15 protein-coding genes are annotated in these 22067 nt (G+C 64.1%); 8 read left to right on the forward strand and 7 right to left on the reverse strand.

The genetic code is table 11. From position 1 onward, the window contains the following. Positions 1 to 25: 25 nt before the first annotated feature. Complete coding sequence (locus AC3EC3_RS03335; RefSeq protein ID WP_488488254.1) at positions 26 to 1273, reverse strand: efflux RND transporter periplasmic adaptor subunit; 1248 nt, start codon at positions 1271 to 1273, stop codon at positions 26 to 28. Next, a complete protein-coding gene (locus tag AC3EC3_RS03340; protein WP_488488255.1) occupies positions 1266 to 2456 on the reverse strand; it encodes a TolC family protein in 1191 nt (396 codons plus the stop codon). Before AC3EC3_RS03340 ends, AC3EC3_RS03335 begins: the two co-directional genes overlap by 8 nt. A gap of 300 nt (positions 2457 to 2756) precedes the next feature. Between AC3EC3_RS03340 and AC3EC3_RS03345 the strand changes: the two genes are divergently transcribed. Continuing rightward, positions 2757 to 4559, forward strand: coding sequence for a DEAD/DEAH box helicase (locus AC3EC3_RS03345; RefSeq protein WP_488488256.1), 1803 nt, complete (start codon positions 2757 to 2759; stop codon positions 4557 to 4559). Between the two features lie 118 nt (positions 4560 to 4677). Here the strand turns inward: AC3EC3_RS03345 and AC3EC3_RS03350 are convergent, their stop codons facing one another. Together AC3EC3_RS03350 and AC3EC3_RS03355 are read right to left on the reverse strand one after the other, a co-directional pair. Next, positions 4678 to 7488 (reverse strand): TonB-dependent receptor domain-containing protein, encoded by a 2811-nt coding sequence (locus AC3EC3_RS03350; RefSeq protein ID WP_488488257.1) that lies wholly within the window; start codon positions 7486 to 7488, stop codon positions 4678 to 4680. Positions 7489 to 8044: 556 nt separating this feature from the next. Next, a complete protein-coding gene (locus AC3EC3_RS03355; protein ID WP_488488258.1) occupies positions 8045 to 9952 on the reverse strand; it encodes an ABC-F family ATP-binding cassette domain-containing protein in 1908 nt (635 codons plus the stop codon). A gap of 288 nt (positions 9953 to 10240) precedes the next feature. On the opposite strand from AC3EC3_RS03355, the gene AC3EC3_RS03360 reads away from it, so the two are divergent. The 7 genes from AC3EC3_RS03360 to AC3EC3_RS03390 all read left to right on the forward strand — a co-directional run bounded on the left by AC3EC3_RS03360 (position 10241) and on the right by AC3EC3_RS03390 (position 17185). Further along, positions 10241 to 10513 (forward strand): hypothetical protein, encoded by a 273-nt coding sequence (locus AC3EC3_RS03360; RefSeq protein WP_488488259.1) that lies wholly within the window; start codon positions 10241 to 10243, stop codon positions 10511 to 10513. 408 nt (positions 10514 to 10921) lie between these two features. Continuing rightward, positions 10922 to 11236, forward strand: a complete 315-nt coding sequence (locus AC3EC3_RS03365) for an FtsB family cell division protein (protein WP_488488260.1) — start codon at positions 10922 to 10924, stop codon at positions 11234 to 11236. A 283-nt stretch (positions 11237 to 11519) separates the two neighbouring features. After that, a complete protein-coding gene (gene pdhA, locus AC3EC3_RS03370) occupies positions 11520 to 12605 on the forward strand; it encodes a pyruvate dehydrogenase (acetyl-transferring) E1 component subunit alpha (protein WP_488488261.1) in 1086 nt (361 codons plus the stop codon). A 1-nt stretch (position 12606) separates the two neighbouring features. Next, the gene (locus AC3EC3_RS03375) at positions 12607 to 13986 is read left to right on the forward strand and encodes a pyruvate dehydrogenase complex E1 component subunit beta (protein ID WP_488488262.1); all 1380 of its coding nucleotides are present in this window, start codon (positions 12607 to 12609) and stop codon (positions 13984 to 13986) included. A gap of 226 nt (positions 13987 to 14212) precedes the next feature. Then, positions 14213 to 14911 carry a hypothetical protein gene (locus AC3EC3_RS03380; RefSeq protein ID WP_488488263.1) on the forward strand — a complete coding sequence of 233 codons (699 nt, stop codon included), beginning with the start codon at positions 14213 to 14215 and terminating at the stop codon, positions 14909 to 14911. 113 nt (positions 14912 to 15024) lie between these two features. Beyond that, positions 15025 to 15501, forward strand: coding sequence for an EF-hand domain-containing protein (locus tag AC3EC3_RS03385; protein ID WP_488488264.1), 477 nt, complete (start codon positions 15025 to 15027; stop codon positions 15499 to 15501). A gap of 103 nt (positions 15502 to 15604) precedes the next feature. Then, on the forward strand, positions 15605 to 17185 hold the full coding sequence (locus tag AC3EC3_RS03390) for an EAL domain-containing protein (RefSeq protein WP_488488265.1): 1581 nt from the start codon (positions 15605 to 15607) through the stop codon (positions 17183 to 17185). Between the two features lie 56 nt (positions 17186 to 17241). Here AC3EC3_RS03390 and trmFO read toward each other — a convergent pair whose 3' ends face one another. From trmFO to gyrA, 3 genes are all read right to left on the reverse strand, one after another. After that, positions 17242 to 18633, reverse strand: a complete 1392-nt coding sequence (trmFO, locus tag AC3EC3_RS03395; RefSeq protein ID WP_488488266.1) for a methylenetetrahydrofolate--tRNA-(uracil(54)-C(5))-methyltransferase (FADH(2)-oxidizing) TrmFO — start codon at positions 18631 to 18633, stop codon at positions 17242 to 17244. Positions 18634 to 18765: 132 nt separating this feature from the next. Beyond that, positions 18766 to 19113, reverse strand: a complete 348-nt coding sequence (locus tag AC3EC3_RS03400) for a DUF952 domain-containing protein (protein WP_488488267.1) — start codon at positions 19111 to 19113, stop codon at positions 18766 to 18768. Next, positions 19110 to 21857 (reverse strand): DNA gyrase subunit A, encoded by a 2748-nt coding sequence (gene gyrA, locus AC3EC3_RS03405; RefSeq protein WP_488488268.1) that lies wholly within the window; start codon positions 21855 to 21857, stop codon positions 19110 to 19112. Before gyrA ends, AC3EC3_RS03400 begins: the two co-directional genes overlap by 4 nt. Between the last annotated feature and the right edge of the window lie 210 nt (positions 21858 to 22067).

Below are 22067 nucleotides of genomic sequence, written 5' to 3' on the forward strand. Positions count from 1 at the left end.
CCGAGTGAAAGATTCCTGAAACGCCTTAAGGTTCCCGGCCTGCCGAGGAATCCCGCCAGCCGGTGATGACACGATCACCCGGCTTGAGGTCGGTCGAGAACACTTCGGTATGCGCGCCGTCGTTGCCGCCGACTGTCACGTAAACGCGGCGTGGCTCGCCTCGGTTCAGCACATAAACGCGCGGGCGCCTAGGATCGGCAGAGCCCGCCGGTACGAAATGCAGTGCTGAATTTGGCACCAGCAGGACGTTGCTGCGGACCGGCAGCTGGATCTCGGCATTGACCGGCAGACCTGCGCGCAAGGGCGGTTGCGGCTTGTCGATCACGAACTGCGCGATGCGCTTTTCCGGCTCGCCGGGAGGATTGATCAGGATGCGGTCGAGCCGTGCTTCCTGCACCTTGTCCGGCGCATCGTCGATGCGGACATGGGCAAGCGCGCCTGCCTGCAACGGTCCGGTCGGCGTCTGCGGGAGTTGCAGATCGACGTGGAGCCTGTCGGTGCCGGTGGCGAGCGTGAACAGCGTGTCCTGCGCGGCGATGCGCTGGCCGACGCGCGCGGCGCTCGTCATCAGCACGCCGTCTGTGGGTGCTCGGATTACGGCGCCTGCAAGCCGGTCCTTGTCGGATGCCAGTTGCAGTGTGGCGGCCTTGGCGCGGGCCGAGGCCGATTCACGGGCGTCGAGCGCCTGCGCTGCCTGCGTGCGGGCCGTTTCCAGTTCGTTGAAGGCGGGAACGCGGCCTTGCGACTTGCGCCAGACGCTTTCGAAGCGAGCCAGGCGCGCGCCGGTCTGATCGACGGCGGCCTGCGCCGAAGCCAGATCGCCCTGCGCGGCGGCGAGTTCGGCAGAGGCCATGGCGATATCATTGCGGATCGGCGCGGCATCGAGAATGGCCAGTACGTCGCCCGCTTTGACTTGCGTATGGCCGAGTGCGGGCGTTTCCAGCACATTGCCGTCGAAGGGCGCGCGCACGGTTACTTCGCCGCTGCCTTGCAGCGTGCCGCGTTCGGAGACCAGCGGCGTCAGATCGCCACGCTCCACCGGGCTGGAGAAGTAGGCCGAATCGGTGCCGACCAGGAACTTGAGGAGAAACACACCCGCTGCCACCACGATCAGGATCAGCATCAGAATGCTGAAAACATGCCGTTTGGCGCGGCGCGGCGACGATCCGAGGAAAGCGTCCAGAGGGCTGTGCTCGGCGGCCCCCTCTTCGTAGGCGCCGTTACCCGTTTCGGTCACGCTACCCGTTTCGGTCACAGGGCCGGTCTCAGTCACAGGCCGGTGCTCCTTCGGGCAGGGCATTGTCGAGCAGGTTCAGATCGTTCCGCGACCATGTGGCGCCGCGATCGGTCCACAGCCGCGCCATGGCGGAAAGGCGCGCGGCCTCTGCATCGATCTGCCCTTCGCGCACGGCAAGGGTGGCCGCTTCTGCGACGTAGAGTGCCGAGAAATCGCCCATGCCGTTGCGATAGGCAAGGCGGGCGTCGTCGACGGTGCGCTGCGCCTTGGCAAGCGCGGTCTGGAGCCCGGCTTCGTCGAGTTCGGCCTTGGCGAGCGTGGCGCGTTCGTTCTGGATGGTCGCCCGGGCGGCATCGAGCGCCTGCCGGTAGCGCAGCAGACCTGCGGGGGCATCGGCGGGAAGGGCGGGCGCGGCGGGATCGGAGGTGGCGGCAAAGCTCGCCTCGATATCGCTCTGCACGACCTTGCCGTGAAGCTGGTCGGCGATGCCGGCCGACCGCAGGGCGAGCAGATCGGGCCGGTCGCCTGCGACATTGGCGTTGGCGGCCATCGGATCGGGAGCGGATGCGGCGGTGTCGGGCGCGGTGCCAAGGCGCTTGAGAATCTCTTCCGGCGTCAGACCCGTAAGCGTCGCGAGATCGGCGACGGCGCGATCGAGCCGTCCCTGGTTGAGGCCGAGTTCGGAGCGGTTCACCTCGTCCTGGCTATCGGCCAGCGAGCCGTCGATCGCCGGGACCAGTCCGGCCTCGCGGCGGAAGCGGGCGATCTCGCCGTTGTCCTTGAACTGGTCGGCCAGCGCGCTGCGTAGCGCTTCACGGCGCTGGAGGCGGCGGACCTCGAAATAGGCGAGCGCGATGCGCTCGGCGTAATGGCCGCGCGTATCCAGCCAGCGGTAGGCGCGGGCGGAAAGCAGCAGCGGATCGCCCTGCGTGGGTTTCTCGCCGACCAGCTTTGCCAGCCGGTTGCCGATGTGGGCTTCGCGATCCTGCTGGCTCTTTTCGAACGCCCGCACTGCCTGCGCGCCGCAGCCGAGTTCGCTGGCGTTGTAGAGCCCCTGATCGATCAGCGCGGCCAGAATCGGATCGCCCGCATCCTTCCACCACGGGGTCCGTTCGGGCCTGTGACCGATCACCACGATCCCGTCGGAGAGCTGGTGCGCGCGCGTCTCGGGCGTGCTTGTCGGCTGCACCGTCGTACATCCCGCAGCAGCGATAACCATGACCAGAGAAGCAAATTTTCGCATTTCGCCCGGATTGCGAGAGTGTCGAGTAAGGTTCCCGATAGCATCTGGAACGCGTGTGGCAATCATGCTGCGCCTGCGAATGGGGTGATTGCGGATCGATTCATCGCGCGGAAGCCTCGTCCCATCCCCGGAATCGCCTGTGAATTTTCAGGGGGAGCCAAACGAAACTTTTGCGTGTATGGGGGCCATTCCGCACAAGCGAGCCATGGGTCGAGGGTCGAGCCGGCTTCGGCGCGGATTTCAGGCTCCCCAATGTGGAGCGTCCCAGAGAGATACATGACGTTTTCCCAGATTCCCGCCGTTATCGGCGCATCCCTGCAGGCGCAGGGCTACAACCAGCTTACCCCCGTCCAGTCCGCGGTTATCGAGGACGAGGCCAAGGGTCGTGACCTCCTCGTCTCCGCGCAGACCGGTTCGGGCAAGACCGTTGCCTTCGGTCTTGCGATGGCGGAACAACTGCTGGAGGGCGATGCCGTTCCCACACCCGCGGCGCCGCTGGCGCTGGTGATTGCGCCGACGCGCGAACTCGCGTTGCAGGTAAGTCGCGAACTGACATGGCTTTATGCCCAGACCCGCGCGCGTATCGTGACGTGTGTCGGCGGTATGAACCCCTCCGCCGAACGCCGCGAACTGGAGCGCGGCGCGACTGTCGTCGTCGGCACGCCAGGCCGTTTGCGCGACCATCTGGAGCGCGGTGCGCTGCATCTGTCACGCCTGCGCGTCGCAGTGCTCGACGAAGCGGACGAGATGCTCGACATGGGCTTCCGCGAGGATCTGGAAGAGATTCTCGATGCGACTCCGGCCGAGCGCCGCTCGCTGATGTTCTCAGCGACGATGCCTGCTCCGATCGCGGCGCTGGCCCGCCAATACCAGACCGATTCGCTGCGCATCTCGACGATGAGCGAGAGCCGCGGCCATGGCGATATCGAATACAAGGCGATCACCGTCGCCCCGGCCGATATCGAACATGCCGTGATCAACCTGCTGCGCCTGCATGAGGCACAGACGGCGATCCTGTTCTGCGCCACGCGCGACAACGTGAAGCACCTCCATGCCTCGCTGATGGAGCGCGGGTTCTCCGCCGTTGCGCTGTCGGGCGAGCACTCGCAGAGCGAGCGCAACAATGCGCTGCAGGCCCTTCGCGATCAGCGCGCCCGGGTCTGCGTCGCCACCGACGTTGCCGCGCGCGGCATCGATCTGCCCTCGCTCAGCCTCGTCGTCCATGTCGAGATTCCTCGCGACGCCGAAACGCTCCAGCACCGTTCTGGCCGTACCGGTCGTGCGGGCAAGAAGGGCACCGCCGTTCTGATCGTGCCTTATCCGCGCCGTCGCCGCGTCGAATCGATGCTGCGCGGCGCGCGTATCCAGGCCGAGTGGGGCGAGGCGCCTGGGCCGGAGGAAATTCACGCCGCTGACCGTACTCGTCTGCTGGAAAAGCTGTTGCTCCCGGTCGAGGCCGAGGACGAGGATCGTGAGATCGCGCAGGAACTGCTCGAAAAGGTCTCGGCCGAGGATCTCGCGCTTGCGCTGGTGCGCACGCACCGCGCTGCAATGCCCGCGCCCGAGGAACTGATCGGTAACAGTCCGCAGGCCAAGCAGCAGCGTGAGCGTCCCGGCTTCGAGGACGTGGTGTGGTTCTCGATGGACGTCGGGCGCAACCAGCGCGCCGATCCGCGCTGGCTTCTGCCGCTGCTGTGCCGCCGCGGCCACATCACCCGCAATGCGGTGGGGGCGATCCGGATCTCGGCGAAGCAGACGCATTTCCAGATCCCGCGCGATCAGGCTGAGCAGTTCGAGCGTGCAGTCGCCAGGACCGCCAGCGGAAACGACGAGTTCGAGAGCACGATCGTGATCGAGCGCGCTGCCGAAACGCCGCGCGAGGCCGCGCGTGAGAACCGTCGCGAAGGTCGCCGCGAGGGCGGCTACGAGCGTGGTGGCGATCGGGATGGTGGGCGTGAAGGCGGCAAGCCGCACTACAAGGCGCGCCCTTCGCAGGGCGGTCCGCGCGGGCCCCGTAACGGCGGCGGCGAGCGTGCTGCCGGTGGCGGGTTCAAGGGGCGTCCGAAGAAGGGGCGCTGATCGCCCGATCCGCTGAAAGGGCAATGAAAAAGGGCCGCCGGACAGATCGTCCGGCGGCCCTTTTTCGTTTCCATATCGATGTATCGGGAGCCGCCGGATGACGGCTCCCGCATGTATCTTACTGGAAGTCCACCTTGATGCCGGTGAAGAACGTACGACCCATGACGTCGTAGGTCGTCGGATAGGTGTTCGACTGCTCCTGGTTGTCGCCCAGGATCGGCGGCTTCTTGTTGAACATGTTGTTCATGCCGATGGTCCAGGTGAACATGTGGTTCACGTCGATCTGGGCCGTACCGTCGAAGTAGTCGTAGGCCTTGATGTGCTCGACGCTGTAGCCGGTGGCATCGCCGTCGACCGGCGAGAGGTGGCGCCAGTTGAGCGACAGGGTCAGGCCCTCGGTCGACCAGGTCGCGCGGGTGTTCCAGCGCCACTTGGCATAGACGTTGCCGCAGGTCACGCCGAACTTGCCGGCGCAGCTGTAGGCATCGTCCGACTCGCCGTCGGGCGACAGGGTCCAGCTGATCAGGCGGGTGCCGGCAAAGTCGATGTCGAGGTTGCTCGAGTGGTCAGTGCCGAAGTTCAGCGGGATCGAGTACTTCGCTTCGAAGTCAATGCCGCTGGTCTTCACCATGCCCGCGTTGGTCAGATCGTCGATGGCGCCATCGATGTTGTAGCTGTTGCTGTTACGCGGCAGCAGCGAGCAGGCATCGGTGTTGGTCGGCGTGTAACCGTTCTCGGACGTGCCGTAGCACTGGTTGATCAGCGTCTGGGTGCCCAGCGTGGTGATGTAGTTGCTGATCTTGATGTGGTAGTAGTCCACCGTCATCGAGAAGCGCGGCAGGAAGCTCGGTTGCAGCGCGACGCCCAGCGTATAGGTGTAGGCCGATTCCGCCTTCAGGCTGGTGCTGCCACCGTTGTAGCTCTCGATCTGAGAGTCGGTCTGGTAGCCCGAACCGATGGCCGAGGCCGGAACGCCCGAGGCAAGGCAGCTCGAATTGAGGTTCGAGTTGGTGAGGGCGACGGCTTCCGAGCACGGATCGACGGCTTCTTCGTAGTTCTGTGCAGCGCTTGAATAGAGGTCGTTCACCGTAGGTGCCCGCACCGCACGCGAGAACTGGCCGCGGAACGAGATGTCCTTGATCGGGGCATAGACGAGGCCAACCGAGTAGGTGCCAACACTGCCGACCGAAGTCGAGTAGTCCGAATAGCGCGCCGCACCGTTGAACGCGAGGTTATGCACGAAGGGCATGTCCGCCAGCAGCGGCACGTCCATTTCGGCGAACAGCTCCTTGACGTTGTAACCGCCCGAGATCGGCTCATTCGCGTTGAAGCCGATTACGTCACCCGATGCCAGTTCTTCGTCCGGATCGTAGTTGCCGTGTTCGCTGCGGTATTCCGCACCGAAGGCAAGCCCGGCCGGACCGGCGCCGAGATCGAACAGGTTGTTGTTGGTGATCGAGGCGTTGGCGACCTTTTCGACGATCGTCGAGCGGTTGACGGTGTTGACCGAGATGAAGTCTGCCGCAGCCTGGCTGATGTTGCCTTCGCCGAACACGTTGATCGGCACGCAGCCATTGCTCTGGTCGGTGCAGACCAGATTGCCATCGGCATCCGTGGTGGTCAGCAGCGCCTGCTGCAGCTTGCTGTACGATACGTTACCATACTGCTTCTGGACCAGATGGGTACGGGCATAGCTGCCGTAGACGTCATAGTTCCAGTTGCCGGTGATGTTGCCCTTGGCGCCGAGCAGGGCGCGATAGGCCTTGCTGTCCTGCACCTGGATGCGATCGCCGATCTCGTTCATGCGGCGCTTCAGTTCGACAGTGGTCAGGCCGTCGCCGTCCGTATCGCCGCTGGCCAGCCAGGACTGCGCGGCCGAGCTGAGATAAGGTGAGTTGTCGGAGATCTCGAAGTCGTCGTCGACCGGAGTTGCGGCGAGCTGCGTCGTCACCTTGTTGTCGACGTACTGGGCTTCTCCGTAGAGCTTCAGATGGTCGCTCACGTCATAGTGCCACTGCGCAAACAGCATTTTGCGCGTCTGCGGGATCTGCAGGTAGTTCTCGCTGGCATAATTGTACGCATCGCCCGAGCTGTAGGGCGAGATGCTGCCGTCCGTGCCGAAGATGTTGGTCGTGCCGTTGAGCACGGCGGAGCCCTGCGGGGTGATGCTCGAGCCGCCGTTCATCAGGCCGCCGTTGCCGTCATCGGTCTGGGCGTTCGCGGTGTAGCTGCGCGCAGACTGCAGGATGCCGTTGCGGTGCATGTAGTCACCGTAAAGGGTGATATTGCCGCGACCGTCGTCGAAATTCTTGCCGACCATCAGGTAGCCGTCGTACTGGCCGCCGTCGCCATACGTCGTCAGGCGGTAGTTGCCGCCAGCTTCGACGCCCTGGTAGTCCTGCTTCGTCACGAAGTTGATGACGCCGCTGACGGCATCCGAACCGTAGACGGCCGACTTGCCGCCGGTCACGACATCGACGCGCTCGAGCAGCGGAGCCGGGATCGTGTTGAGGTCGACGATCTGGTTGGTGTCGTACGAAACGTAGCGATGGCCGTTGACCAGGACCAGCGTGCGCTGGGCGCCAAGGCCGCGCAGGTCTGCGGTGGCAACGCCGTCGCCGGGATTGTTCGAGCTGGCACCTTCGCCCGGAACGATCTGGGGCATCTGGGCGAGGATGTTCTCGACGTTCTGCTGGCCGGTCAGGGCGATCGTCTTGGACGACATCGTCATGATCGGAGCGGCCTGCTCCAAGTTCGGGTTGCTGAGGCGCGAACCGGTCACGACGATCGCATTGGCGTCGGAGGCGGTATCGTTGGAGGCGCCGGTATCCGGGCTGCTGGTAGCGGCCTCGGTCTGTGCCTGCGCGACGGCGGGCAGGCCCGCGATGCAGGCCGAAGCCAGCAGCAGGCACTTCATTTTCGATGTCATCAAGAACTCCCTGATTGAAACACCGCCGGGCCTGTCGCGACCCAAGGGCTGGCGGTGCGTGGGGTTCTTTTGCGCTCGCCCAAACGGTTTCGCCAAGCGGCGAACAGATTGTGACATCGTTAAATGAAAATGCCGTGACTGTCGGGCAACATCTGTTGCAATGCCTTGCAATGTCGCGTCATTTATCTGAAAATATGAAGGAATACTATAGCAAAAATCATAGATTATAGAGATTATCGGAGTAAATCTATTAATTTAATTATTATTAATATTTTTTCAAAGTTAATTGCGCGCTTGGTGATGAATCTGTCCGAATCGGGACTGTAATGCGCGTCAAACGGACACAGTGCTGCACTGTCGGGTAATGTTTGAACTATTCCGGGCGCCTTGCCTCACATTGCCCTGATTATGCGTTGCAACGTGATGCAAGGCAGGCGCTTTGGCCGCGCGCAACTGCACGGGCCATCGCGCGACAATCTTCAGTCGTTATGGTTTCGGTCGTGATGGCACGGGTGCGGCGCTCTTGGTTTGAGACCGTCCGTTTGCTCGGCGTGGTTCAGCCTTGCGGGCCCATCACCTCTTCCAGTGCCTCGCTCGCTTCGAGCCAGGCGATTTCGGCCTCGCCGAGTTCCTCTTCCAGCGCGTTGCGGCGGGTGCCGAGCGCACCTGTGGTCAGACCCTTGAGATCGCCCTTGGCCGAAGCAGGATCGACCAGCGCCACGTCCACCGCCTCGATCTGCGTCTGAAGACGCGCGAGGCGGGTTTCGGTCTCGGTGGCCCGCTTGCGCAGCGCTTTGAGTTCCTCGCGCGAGAGCGAGACGGTTTTCCTGGCAGGAGCGGGGGCGGGCGCTGCGGCGGCATTGGCGGCGGCGCGCTGGCTGGCGGCGTCGCCCTTGGGCTGGTTGCGGCCCAGCACGAAGTCGACATAGTCGTCCATCGAGCCGTCGTAAGGCGTCGCCGTGCCGCCATCGACCAGCACGAGCCGGTCGGCGACCAGCTCCACCATGTGGCGATCGTGGCTGACGAGGATCACCGCGCCGGCAAAATCGTTGAGCGCCTGCACCAGCGCCTCGCGCGCATCGACGTCGAGGTGGTTGGTCGGCTCGTCGAGGATCAGCATATGCGGCGCATCGCGCGTCACGAGGGCCAGCGCGAGGCGTGCGCGCTCACCGCCCGAAAGCGTGCCGGTCTCTGCCGTCGCGCGGTTGCCCGAGAAGCCGAAGCGGCCGAGCTGCCCGCGAACCGCCGTCGTCGGCTTGCCGTCCATCGCGCGCGACATGAGTTCGAGCGGGGTGGAATCGCCGGGCAGCTCCTCCACCTGATACTGCGTGAAGTAGCCGATGCGGATCTTGGGCGAGTACGCCATCTCGCCGTCCATCGGCTCCAGCTGGCGGGCGAGCAGGCGCGCCAGCGTGGTCTTGCCGTTGCCGTTGCGGCCCAGCAGCGCGATGCGGTCTTCCGGGTCGATGCGCAGGTTCAGGCGCTTGAGGATTGGCAGATCGGCCTGATAGCCCACCGATGCCAGATCCATGGTGATCAGCGGCGGGCGCAGTTCGTCCGGGCTCGGGAAATCGAAGCTGAGCGAGCTGTCCTCGGCCATCGCCGCGATCGGCTGCATCTTGGCGAGCATCTTGGCGCGCGACTGCGCCTGCTTCGCGGTCGAGGCGCGCGCCGAGTTACGCGCAACATAGTCCGCCAGCTTCTTGCGCTGGGCATCCTGGCTGGCGCGCGCGGCGGCAACCTGAGCGGCGCGTTCGGCGCGCAGGCGCTCGAAGCTGTCGTAGTCGCCCGGATAGAGCGAGAGCTTGCCCGCCTGCAGGTGCAGGATGTGATCGACCACGGTGTTGAGCAGATCGCGTTCGTGGCTGATGACCAGCAGCGTCTTGGGGTAGCTCTTGAGGAAGTTCTCCAGCCACAGCGTCGCCTCGAGATCGAGGTGGTTCGAAGGCTCGTCGAGCAGCATCACGTCGGGCTCGGAGAACAGCAGTGCGGCCAGCGCCACGCGCATCTTCCAGCCGCCCGAAAAGCTGCTGAGCGGGCGCGCCTGCATCTCCTCGTCGAAGCCGAGGCCGACAAGGATGCGCGCGGCGCGGGCAGGGGCAGTATAGGCATCGATCGCGATCAGCCGCTCGTAGACGTCGCCGAGGCGGTCCATGTCGGTGCAGTTCTCGGATTCGGCAAGCAGCTGCGTGCGCTCGACATCGGCTTCCAGCACGGCCTCGAACGGGGTGCGGGTGCCGTCGGGGGCTTCCTGTGCGATATAGCCAAGGCGCGCGCGCTTGGGCATGTCGATGCTGCCGCCGTCCGGCTCCAGTTCACCGATGATCGTCTTGACCAGCGTGGACTTGCCCGCGCCGTTGCGGCCAATGAGGCCGATCTTGCCGCCCTGCGGCAAAGTGGCGCTCGCGCCGTCAAGGATGACGCGCCCGCCAAGGCGCACGGTAATGTCGCGGATCGTCAGCATGGCTGCGCGCCTAGCAGGCAATCGCCAAGGCCGCAAAGGGCAGGTGCGAAGAAGGTGTGCGAGTGCGAAGGAGAGGGGCAGTTAGCAGGTCGAGCCTTCACCAACATCGTCATCCCGGCGAAAGCTGGGATCGCTCTCGATATGGCGCCTCGATGGCGGCGGTCTGAGCGGTGCGCTGGTGCGAATGTTGGGCTTGTGACCGCAAGCGCCCCTTAGCGGACGTTTACCGCGCTTGTAGCGGAGCCTGACAACAGACGTTATGCTCGACAGGCCACTGAGGGTGACAGCATGTACCGGATCATTTTAGAATGCGATGGCGTTCCCGTGCTCGCCGGAGAGGAAGCGGCAAATGACATCACAGAAGCCTTCAAAGCGAATTACCCGCACGAGCACAATGTCGTTTGTTCATGGGATGGAAAGTCGCTGCGGCTTGTAGCCGAAAATGATCACGACCCGGATGGGCTCAACTTGATGGATGAGTTCTCGGACAACATCTCCGCTTACATCATCGACGGGTTTGACGGCGATATAAGGCTCATCGAAATCGAGATCATCGCTTAAGCGAGCAACTGCGAACGCTAGCTTGCTCGCCAAAAAGCTGCCTGCCGGGAATCCACCATTCTTCGTCATTCCCGCGAAGGCGGGAATCCAGTGGTAACCTTGCCATGGGGGATGCCTTCCGATCTGCTCTCTCCGTTCTCGCCTTGGCGGGAAAAGTTACATTCTGCTCCAGGGTGGCGCCAACTGGATTCCCGCCTTCGCGGGAATGACGACGATTTGGGGTGTTCCCATCGCAGTTGTCCAGCGCCCGTCCAGCCCACTTATCAACAGCTATGCACAACCTTTGCGGCAGGGCGTAGCGCCCGGCTGTGGTCGCGACTCGCCGCATTCCGTATGAAAAGGCTTGCAACACGGAATCGGGTGTGATTCACAGTGTTTCGCGGTGATACAGACTTGCGATTGAGGACGATGCGACACGAACCCCGGATGGCACGCGAGAGGATGATTCAGGGCATGGCCCTGATGAGCCTGCTTGTCATGCTCGGCTTCGTCATCGCCGGGCCCAGCGGTCTGATCGCGTGGAACGAGAACGCGCACCTGTTGCAGGCGCGACAGGTAACGCTGGCCGGTTTGCGTGGCCAGCGCGATCACCTCCAGAACCGCGTCAATCTGCTTGAACCCGATCACATGGACCCGGATCTGGCAGGGGAGCTCGTCCGCCGCGACCTCAACGTCGCGCACCCGGACGAGATGATCATGATGCTGCCGCATCAGGGCTCCTGATCTTCCGATAACTTTACTGCCTAATTCTTTGCTGCCCAGTTTCTTGCTGCATTGCACCTGATTCTGCCGCGCCGCAGCATGATCGGTGAGGGTGTCTTCGTGCGCTGTACTGAATGGTTCAGACGCATTTCATAAGCGTGTTTTGCATCGCGACGCATCAATCTTGCGCGGAGCCATAATTTCTCCGGCAAAGCGGCCAATTTTTGGTGTTGCCGCTTCCGCTCTCGCCATACCGCTCCTATACCGCCCCAACCTGACGACACAAAACGATGGGGAGCCCCCGTTGCCTAAAGCAAAAAACGATGTCCAGCCGGAGGTGGAAGCCGCAGGTGCAACTGCACCGGACGACAACTTCGCCATGAATGCCCTCCAGGAAGCCTACGATGCTGACCGCCGGTATCAGCCGGAGCAGGAGGAGCTTCTCAACTTCTATGAGCAGATGCTGCTCATCCGCCGTTTCGAGGAAAAGGCCGGCCAGCTCTATGGTCTGGGTTTCATCGGCGGCTTCTGCCACCTCTACATCGGCCAGGAAGCCGTTGCGGTCGGTCTGCAGTCGGCCCTGACCTCGGGCGTCGACTCGGTCATCACCGGCTATCGCGACCACGGCCACATGCTGGCCTACGGCATCGACCCGAAGGTCATCATGGCCGAGCTTACCGGCCGTGAAGCCGGTATCTCGAAGGGCAAGGGCGGCTCGATGCACATGTTCTCCGTCGAACATAAGTTCTACGGCGGCCACGGCATCGTCGGCGCGCAGGTGCCGCTGGGCGCAGGGCTGGCCTTCGCGCACAAGTACAACGAGGACGGCGGCGTCACGCTTGCCTACTTCGGTGACGGCGCTGCGAACCAGGGCCAGGTCTACGAAGCGTTCAACATGGCCGCCTTGTGGAACCTGCCGATCATCTTCGTGATCGAGAACAACGGCTATGCCATGGGCACTGCCGTAAAGCGCGGTTCGGCCGAAACGCACTTCCACCGTCGCGGCAATGCTTTCCGCATCCCCGGCATGCAGGTTGACGGCATGGACGTGCTGCAGGTCCGCAAGGCCGCCGAAGTGGCGCTGGCGCACGTGCGCGGCGGTAACGGTCCGGTGCTGATGGAACTCAACACCTACCGCTATCGCGGTCACTCGATGTCGGACCCTGCGAAGTATCGCAGCCGCGAGGAAGTGCAGGACGTTCGCGACAACCGCGACCCGATCGAGCACGCCAAGGCTGAGCTGATCAAGATGGGCGTCACCGAAGAGAGCCTCAAGGATCTCGACAAGCGCGTTCGCGCCGTCGTCGCCGAAGCGGCGGACTTCGCCGAGAAGTCGCCCGAGCCGGAACTCTCCGAACTTTATACCGACATCCTGGTGGAGCAGTACTGAGATGGCGATCGAACTGAAAATGCCCGCTCTCTCGCCCACCATGGAAGAGGGCAAGCTGGCCAAGTGGCTGGTCAAGGAAGGCGATACCGTCTCTTCGGGCGACATCATGGCCGAGATCGAGACCGACAAGGCAACGATGGAATTCGAAGCCGTCGATGAAGGCGTGGTCGGCAAGATCCTCGTGGCCGAAGGCACCGAGGGCGTGAAGGTCGGCACCGTGATCGCGGTTCTGGCCGGCGAAGGCGAAGACGCATCGAGCGTTTCGGCCTCGGCGGCTCCTGCTGCTGCGCCTGCCGCTGCGGCCGAGGAAGCCCCCAAGGCTGCCGCCAGCGGCACCGAGCAGCTTGCCAGCTCGGCCAGGCCCAAGGTTTCGGACCCGGTGATCCCGCACGGCACCAACATGAAGACCTCGACCGTCCGCGACGCTCTGCGCGACGCCATGGCCGAGGAAATGCGCCGTGACGAGCGCGTCTTCGTGATGGGCGAGGAAGTCGCCGAGTACCAGGGCGCCTACAAGGTGACGCAGGGCCTTCTTCAGGAGTTCGGCCCCAAGCGCGTCATCGACACCCCGATCACCGAGTACGGCTTTGCCGGTATCGGCGCGGGTGCGGCGATGGGGGGCTTGCGCCCGGTCGTCGAGTTCATGACGTTCAACTTCGCCATGCAGGCGATCGACCACATCATCAACTCGGCTGCCAAGACCAACTACATGTCCGGCGGCCAGATGCGCTGCCCGATCGTGTTCCGTGGCCCCAACGGTGCGGCTGCCCGCGTGGGTGCGCAGCACTCGCAGAACTACGGTCCGTGGTACGCCTCGGTTCCGGGTCTGGTGGTGATCGCGCCTTACGACGCCTCGGACGCCAAGGGCCTGCTCAAGGCGGCGATCCGTTCGGAAGATCCGGTCGTGTTCCTCGAGAACGAGCTGGTTTACGGCCGTCACTTCGAGCTGCCCGAGCTTGATGACCACGTCCTGCCGATCGGCAAGGCGCGCATCATGAAGGAAGGCAAGGACGTGACGATCGTGTCGTACTCGATCGGCGTCGGCCTGGCTCTGGAAGCTGCTGAAAAGCTGGCCGAAGAGGGCATCGATGCCGAAGTCGTCGATCTGCGCACGCTGCGCCCGCTCGACAAGGACACGGTACTCGAAAGCCTCGCCAAGACCAACCGTCTGATCGTGGCCGAAGAAGGCTTCCCGGTCTGCTCGATCGCCTCGGAAATCGCGACGATCTGCATGGAGGAAGGCTTCGACAACCTCGACGCACCGGTTCTGCGCGTGACCAACGAGGACGTGCCGATGCCGTATGCGGCGAACCTCGAAAAGGCGACGCTGATCAACACCGACAGCATCGTCGCTGCCGCCAAGAAGGTCTGCTACCGCTAAGCGGTTCGCAAACCTTCCGGTGACACGGACCTGAAAGGGCCGGGGAGGGCGACTTCCCCGGCCCTTTTGCGTGGGTGGCGTCAGGAGCGGGCGTCCAGAGTTGGCGCCCGGAGTTGGTGTCCTGAGCGAGCGCTGCGCGCCTGAGCGCGTGATTTTCGCCGCGTCGCGCCTTGAAGGCGGTCCTTGCGCTTGCCTCCGGCCTCCCGACGCGCCTAGGGCTGGCTGCGTGCCCGACAATGCTTCCCTGCCCGCCGCCCGCGCCACTCTGGATACGCTGACCGAGGCGCTGCCCGATCTTTCGCGGCTCGCGCTGGTCTATGCGCCGCGCCGGGTGCGCGAACAGACGGCGGTGCTGCTGGCGCTCGATACGCGCATGGCCGGACTGCTGCGCCACTCCAAGGAGCCGATGCTGGCGCGCATTCGCCTGGCATGGTGGCGCGAATCGCTGCAGGCCGATCCTGCGGGATGGCCCGAAGGCGAACCGCTCCTGGCCTCGCTGCGGCAGTGGAACGGCGAGCATCTGGGCCTCACCGCGCTGGTCGACGGCTGGGAGGAACTGACCGGCGCCGAGCCGCTGGCCGCAGACGGCATGCAGACCATGGCCGAGGGGCGCGGCGCGGCCTTTGCGGCCTTTGCCCGTGCCATCGGTCGCGACAGGGAGGCGGACAAGGCGCATGACCTCGGCCGCCGCTGGGGGCTGACCGATCTGGCGATGCGGTTGGGCAAGCCGGGAGAGCGCGAGACGGCACGTACTCTCGCCGAAGCCGCGATCGCTTCGCGCCGCCCTTATGTGTCGCGCGATCTGCGACCGCTGCTGGTGCTCGAAGCGCTTTCCGCGCGGCGTTTCCGCGCCGGTCACGATGACGGCGCCCGTTCGCCTGCCGCTCTGCTTCAGGCGCTTCGCCTCGGCGCCTTCGGACGCTGACGTTTTGCGGCTGATAGGCCCGCTTGCCATTATGTAATTTCCCGTAGTTCCTGCCCGATTCTACCCTGCCGCCGGGTATGTGCCGATAGGCACCGGCAGCAGGGGGGATGGCCATGAACCGGGTGATTCTGGGTGCGCTCGGCGCGCTGGCGCTGGTGTCGCTGGGATTGTTCTGGTGGCAGAGCAAGGCGTCGGTCGAGCGTCTGGCGCCGCCGGCCTTGCCCAGTGCTCCGCCGCCCGATCCGATGGATCTGCCCAGCGCCGACGACGATGCGCTGGCCAATATCGAAGGTCCGGACCTGCCGGTTGCCAGCGAACTGTCGCGCGAGCAGAAGCGCTTTGCCCGCTACGATCGCGATCGCGACGGCCGCGTTTCACGCGCCGAACTGCTCTCCACCCGCACGGCAGCGTTCCGCAAGCTGGACAAGGACGGCAACAACCTGCTGACCTTCGAGGAGTGGGCCGTCACCACGGTCGACAAGTTCCAGGGGGCCGATACCAACCATGACCTTTACCTGACGCCCGTGGAATTTCGCAGCACGGCCCCCCCCAAGCCCAAGCCCAAACTGCAGTGCGCTTGCGGCAAATAGGTGCAAAAGCACGACCTGTGATCACGGGTTAACATTTCATCCACTTCTTGCTCCGAGACTATCCAACACACTCCACCGCCAGAACGAACCGGAACCCGGCCAAATGGAACGCCGCAGGATTGTTTTCATCGCAGCGCTGCTGGCTGTGCTGGCGGCAATCCTCCCTCTGGTGGGTATTGCGGTCTATTCGCGGCATCGGGCCATGGAGGGGGAGCGCGAGCACTTGCGCGAATATGCGGGGTGGACGCTCGATCGCACCACGCGCAATCTCGATATGGCCAAGGCCGCGCTGTCCTCGCTCGAACGGGATCATTGGTCTGGGTGCACGCCTGCCCAGATCGACCGGATGCGCCGGGTTTCCGTGGATACGGCATCGGTGGAAGAGGTCGGCTATTTCGAGAACGGTCGGCTCGCCTGCACCGTGTGGGGCAAGGTCGACAAGACCATCCTTGTGGAACCGCCGCAAGTGCAACTGGGCGGTGGCTATGCCTTCGATCTTGCGATCAGGCCGCGGGTCACGGGTGGCAAGCCGATGAACGTGCTGCGCTATGGCCGGTACAACGCGCTGATGAATCCGGCGATGCTGGTCGATGTCCTGACCGATACGAAGATGACACTGGGCGTGGTTGCGCCCGATGGACATCTGCTGGCGTTGTCGGGGCCGATCTCGTCCGGGTTGCTGGGCCGGCTGGAGCACAAGGCGGGTTTCGGGCGCGACGGCGATCAGCTCTATGCCTCGGTCGAAAGGGGAGGTCTGCGGGCTTTCGCCGTCACCAGCTATGCGGTGGTGGAGAAGCGGACCAGTGGCGAGATGTGGACACTGGTGCCGCTCGGCGTCGCGGTGTCGATCGTGCTGGTCGGCCTGATCCTGTGGGCATCGCGCCTGCGTCTTTCACCGCAGACCGAACTGGCGATCGCGATACGCAGGCGTGAATTCACGGTCTGCTATCAGCCGATGATCGACCTGCACTCCGGGGTCTGTGTCGGCGGCGAGGCTCTGGTACGCTGGCGCCGCCTCGACGGTTCGCTGACCTCACCGGACTATTTCATCGCGCTGGCGGAGGAGACCGGACTGATCGACCCGCTGACCGATCTGGTGATCGGGCAGGTGGTTGCCGATCTCGGAGACCTGCTGTGCAAGGATCGCCGGGCTCACGTTGCCATCAACATTTCGGCGGCGGATATGCAAAGCGGGCGCTTCCTGCCGGTGCTGTCGCGCGCGCTTGGGGCTGCCGGAATCGCACCTTCGCAAGTGTGGCTGGAGGCGACCGAGCGCGGCTTCATGAACGCAGAGGCCGCGCGCGCGACGATCGAGCGGGCCCGCGCAGCGGGCCACAAGGTGGCGATTGACGATTTCGGAACCGGCTTTTCCAGTCTCTCGCTGTTGGAGACCCTGCCGCTCGATGCGCTCAAGATCGACAAGTCGTTCATCGATGCGATCGGCACCGAAGCGGCGACCAGCGTGGTGGTGCCGCATGTGATCGAAATGGCGCGCGAACTGGCCTTCGATGTCGTTGCCGAAGGCGTCGAGACCCGGATTCAGGAAGACTATCTGCGCGCGGCGGGCGTCACCTATGTTCAGGGATGGCGTTATGCCAAGGCCCTGAATGCATACGATTTCAAAGTGTTTTTCGAGACCATGAACGGCCGCAGCAAGCCCGCCCCCCTGAACGCCGTGGCCTGACGCTCGCAGGGGTCAGGCCGTGCGAACTTCAGGCTGCTTGTTCAGGCCGCTCCTGCTCAGGCAGGCCCGACCAGCCCCGAAAGCCAGCCACCGATCTCGCGCTTGGCGCGCTCGGTATAGGCTTCCTTGCGGGCCTTCTTCTTCACATCGTGAAGCGGCGGGAACAGGCCGAAGTTGACGTTCATCGGCTGATAGGTCTCGGCATCGGCATCGCCGGTGATGTGCGAGAGCAGGGCGCCCAGCGCGGTTTCGCGCGGCGGTGCCTGCCACGTTTGCCCTGCCAGTTCGCTTGCCGTCATCAGGCCTGCCAGCAGGCCGACCGAGGCGCTTTCGACATAGCCTTCGCAGCCGGTGATCTGGCCGGCAAAGCGGATATGCGGCGCGCTCTTGAGGCGGAGCTGGCGGTCAAGCAGTTCGGGGGAATTCAGGAACGTGTTGCGGTGCAGGCCGCCCAGCCGCGCGAACTCGGCATTCTCGAGGCCCGGGATGGTGCGGAACAGCTTCACCTGCTCGGCATGCTTCAGCTTGGTCTGGAAGCCGACCATGTTCCACAAGGTGCCCAGCGCATTGTCCTGGCGCAGCTGGATCACCGCATAGGGCCAGCGGCCGTTGGGATGCTCGGGCGTGGCCCAGTGCGGATTGTCGAGGCCGACCGGCTTCATCGGCCCGAAGCGCAGGGTTTCCACCCCGCGCTCTGCCATGACCTCGATCGGCATGCAGCCGTCGAAATAGGGGGTGTTGGCTTCCCACTCCTTGAACGAGGTCTTCTCGCCCGCGATCAGCGCGGCGTGGAAGGCCAGGTACTGCTCCTTGTCGAGCGGGCAGTTGATGTAGTCCTTCGCCTCGCCGGTCAGCTTGGAAGGCTTGTCCCAGCGCGAGGCCATCCAGCACACGTCCATGTCGATCGAGTCGCGATAGACGATGGGGGCGATGGCATCGAAGAACGCCAGACTGTCGGCTCCGGTCGCGCTGCCGATGCTGGAGGAAAGGCTGGCGGCGGTGAGCGGTCCGGTGGCAACGATGGTGATCCCGGCGTCGGGCAGCGTGTCGACGCGCTCGCGCACCAGATCGACATTGGGCAGCGCGGTCAGGCGCGCCTCGACGGCGGCGGAGAACACCTCGCGGTCGACGGCGAGCGCGGAGCCTGCGGGCACCTGCGCTTCGGCAGCGGCGCTCATGATGATCGAATCGCAGCGGCGCATCTCGTGATGCAGCAGGCCGACCGCGTTCTTTTCGTCGTCGTCAGAACGGAACGAGTTCGAGCACACCAGTTCGGCAAGTCCATCGCCCTGATGGGCGGGGCTACGCTCGCCGCCCTTGTCGGCAGGGGCGCCGCGCATCTCGGACAGGCGCACGCGGAAACCGCGCTTGCCAAGCTGCCAGGCCGCTTCGCTTCCGGCGAGGCCGCCGCCGATGATGTGGACGTCGTAAGAGGTGTTCTGGGTCATGGAGCGCGCGCCTACCCGTTTTGGCGCGCGCAGGGAAGGGCAGGACAGGGGGAGACTGGCTTATGGTAGCGCTAGACCCCGTCTAGCCCCCCTCTATCCCCCTTTTAGGGTCTGTTTCAGTCCGCCTCTGTCTCAGGCCGGCAGAACGACGTTTCCGGCCTCATCCAGCGTCGCCGCTCCATGCGCGAAGACCGCAGAAAACGGCAGATTTCCATAGATATGCGGGAACAGGGCACCGCCGCGCGAGACTTCCCACTTCACCGGATCGGGCACTTTGGCAAGATCGACGGCGGCGATCACCAGATCGCTCTGCCCGGCGAAATGCTTGTCCAGAGTGCCCTGAACCTGCCCCTCTGCAGAAAGGTGGATATAGCCATCGGCCAGATCCACCGGAGCACCCGCGAAAGTCCCTGCCGCAGAGAGTTCGGAGAACTGCTCTGCGGTCAGGATCTTGTAGGCGACAGCGGGGTGATCGCTCACTCGCCGGTGCCTGCTTCAGGAGCCTCCGGCGAAATTTCAGGCGCGATTTCAGCACCTTCGATCTCTTCCGGCTCTTGTTCCTCGTCAAGGCGAACGGCGCTGACGACGTGCTCGCCCTTCGAGACGTTGAACAGGCGCACGCCCGCTGAGCCGCGCCCGATCACCCGCAACGAGTGCAGCGGCAGACGGATCAGCTTGGCCTGATCGGTGACGAGCATCAGCTGTTCGGCCTGGAACGCCGGGAAGCTGGCTACAACCGGGCCGTTACGCTCGATATTGTCGATATTGGTGATGCCCTGACCACCGCGCCCGGTGCGGCGGTATTCGTAGGCGGACGACATCTTGCCATAGCCGTTGGCGCAGACGGTCAGGATGAACTGTTCGCGTTCCGCCAGTTCGGCCATGCGCTCTGCCGAAAGCGTTGGTTCGCCGTCCTTTTCGCCCTTCCATGCGGCAAAGCGCAGGTAGGCATCGCGCTCGTCCTGATCCTTCACGCCGACGCGGTGGAGGATCGACAGTGAGATGACTTCGTCGCCATCCTTCAGCGTCATGCCGCGAACGCCGGTCGAAGTGCGGCTGGCGAATTCGCGCACGTCGTCACCGGCGAAGCGGATCGCACGGCCCTGACGGGTGGCGAGCAGCACATCGTCAGTCGCTTCGAGCAGGGCGACGCCGATCAGGCGATCATCCGAATCGTCCTCGAAACGCATCGCGAACTTGCCGTTGGTCGGAATGTTCGCGAAGGAATCCATGGCGTTACGGCGTACATTGCCCTTGGCCGTGGCGAACACGACCGAGAGCTTGCCCCATTCCGCCTCGTCTTCCGGCAGCGCCAGAACGGTCTGGATCGTCTCGTCCTTGTCGAGTGCAGGCAGCAGGTTGACGATGGGGCGACCGCGCGTGGTCGGGGCGCCTTCAGGCAGCTTGTAGACCTTGAGGCGGTAGACCTTACCGGCGGTCGAGAAGAACAGCACCGGGTTGTGCGTGGAGGTGACGAACATCGTCGTCACGGCATCCTCGTCCTTGGTCGCCATGCCCGAGCGGCCCTTGCCGCCGCGTGCCTGTGCCCGGAAGGTCGAGAGCGGAGTGCGCTTGATGTACCCGTCCATGGTGACGGTGACGACCATGTCCTCGCGCTCGATCAGATCCTCGTCGTCGATACCGTCGAAAGCGGCGGTGAACTCGGAACGGCGCGGGTTGGCGTAGAGATCGCGAACGGCCTGCAACTCTTCGCGCATGACGGCGTAGAGCTTCACACGGTCGGCCAGGATCGAGAGATATTCCTCGATCGCGATCGCCAGTTCCTTAAGCTCGTCGCCGATCTCGTCGCGGCCGAGCGCGGTCAGGCGATGCAGGCGCAAGTCGAGGATCGCTTTCACCTGCACTTCGGACAGGCGATAGGAACCGCCCGATTCCTCGGCATTCGGCTCGATCGCCTCGACCAGACGGATGTAGGGCGCGATATCGCCGATCGGCCATTCCTTGGCGAGCAGCTTGCCGCGTGCCTCTGCCGGATTTGGCGAGCCACGGATGATCCGCACCACTTCATCAAGATTCGAAACCGCGACGACGAGGCCAAGCAGGATATGGGCCCGGTCGCGCGCCTTGTTCAGTTCGAACTTGGTGCGGCGGGTGATGACCTGCTCGCGGAACTGGATGAAGGTCTGGAGAATGTCGCGCAGCGACAGCACTTCGGGGCGACCGCCCCGGATCGCCAGCATGTTCGCGGCGAAGTTCGACTGCGCGGGCGTGTTGCGCCACAGCTGGTTGAGCACGACCTCGGGTGAGGCATCGCGCTTGAGGTCGATGACCACGCGCACGCCTTCGCGGTTCGATTCGTCTCGGATGTCCGAGATGCCCTCGATCCGCTTGTCCTTGGCAGCCTCGGCGATCTTCTCGACGAGGTTGGACTTGCCGACCTGATAGGGGATCGAGGTGAGCACGATCGAGCGGCGGTCGCCCCGGCCTTCCTCGATCTTGTGACGGCAGCGCATGATGATCGAGCCGCGACCCGTAATCGCGGCATTGCGCGATCCGCCCTGGCCCAGGATCAGCGGTGCAGTCGGGAAATCGGGGCCGGGAATGATCTGGAGAAGCTCTTCCGAGGTAATCCCCGGATTCTCCATCATCGCAAAGCAGCCGTCGATCACTTCGCCAAGGTTGTGCGGCGGAATGTTGGTCGCCATGCCGACCGCGATACCGCCCGCGCCGTTGACCAGCAGGTTCGGGAAGCGTGCGGGCAGAACCGTCGGCTCGCGGCGCGAACCGTCGTAGTTGTCGGCGAAATCGACAGTGTCCTTGTCGAGATCTTCAAGCAGCGAATTGGCGACGCGACCAAGACGCGCCTCGGTGTAGCGCATCGAGGCTGGCGGATCGGGGTCCATCGATCCGAAGTTGCCCTGACCGTCGATCAGCGGCAGTCGCATTGACCATGGCTGCGTCAGGCGCGCGAGAGCGTCATAGATCGCGGCGTCGCCATGCGGGTGATAGTTGCCCATAACGTCGCCGACGATCTTGGCCGACTTGCGGAACGGACGTCCGGCGACGAAGCCGCCTTCCTGGCTCGCGAAAAGGATGCGGCGATGGACGGGCTTCAGGCCGTCGCGCACGTCTGGAAGCGCGCGGCTGACGATCACGCTCATCGCGTAATCGAGGTAGCTCGTCTTCATCTCGTCGACGATGTCGACGCGGGGGTACTCGCCCTCGGGGCCGGTGCTTTCGAGAATGTCGGTGTCGTCGCTCACGCGGGCTCGTCGTTTCGTTGCTAAGCAGGGAAGGGCGGATGTTCTGCACTAGGACAGCTTGAGTGCGAATGCCACCGTAACCGCATGCGAGGCGGCTTTGGCGGTGAGCTTTTCCACACCTTGCGCGCCATTTTCGACGAATCGCCAATGCTGAGCGGTGAGTGGGCAGATCACTCTGCGACAAACTGCATTCAATCGGCGTTAAGTCGC

The organism is Novosphingobium sp. BAM6 (assembly GCF_057784955.1).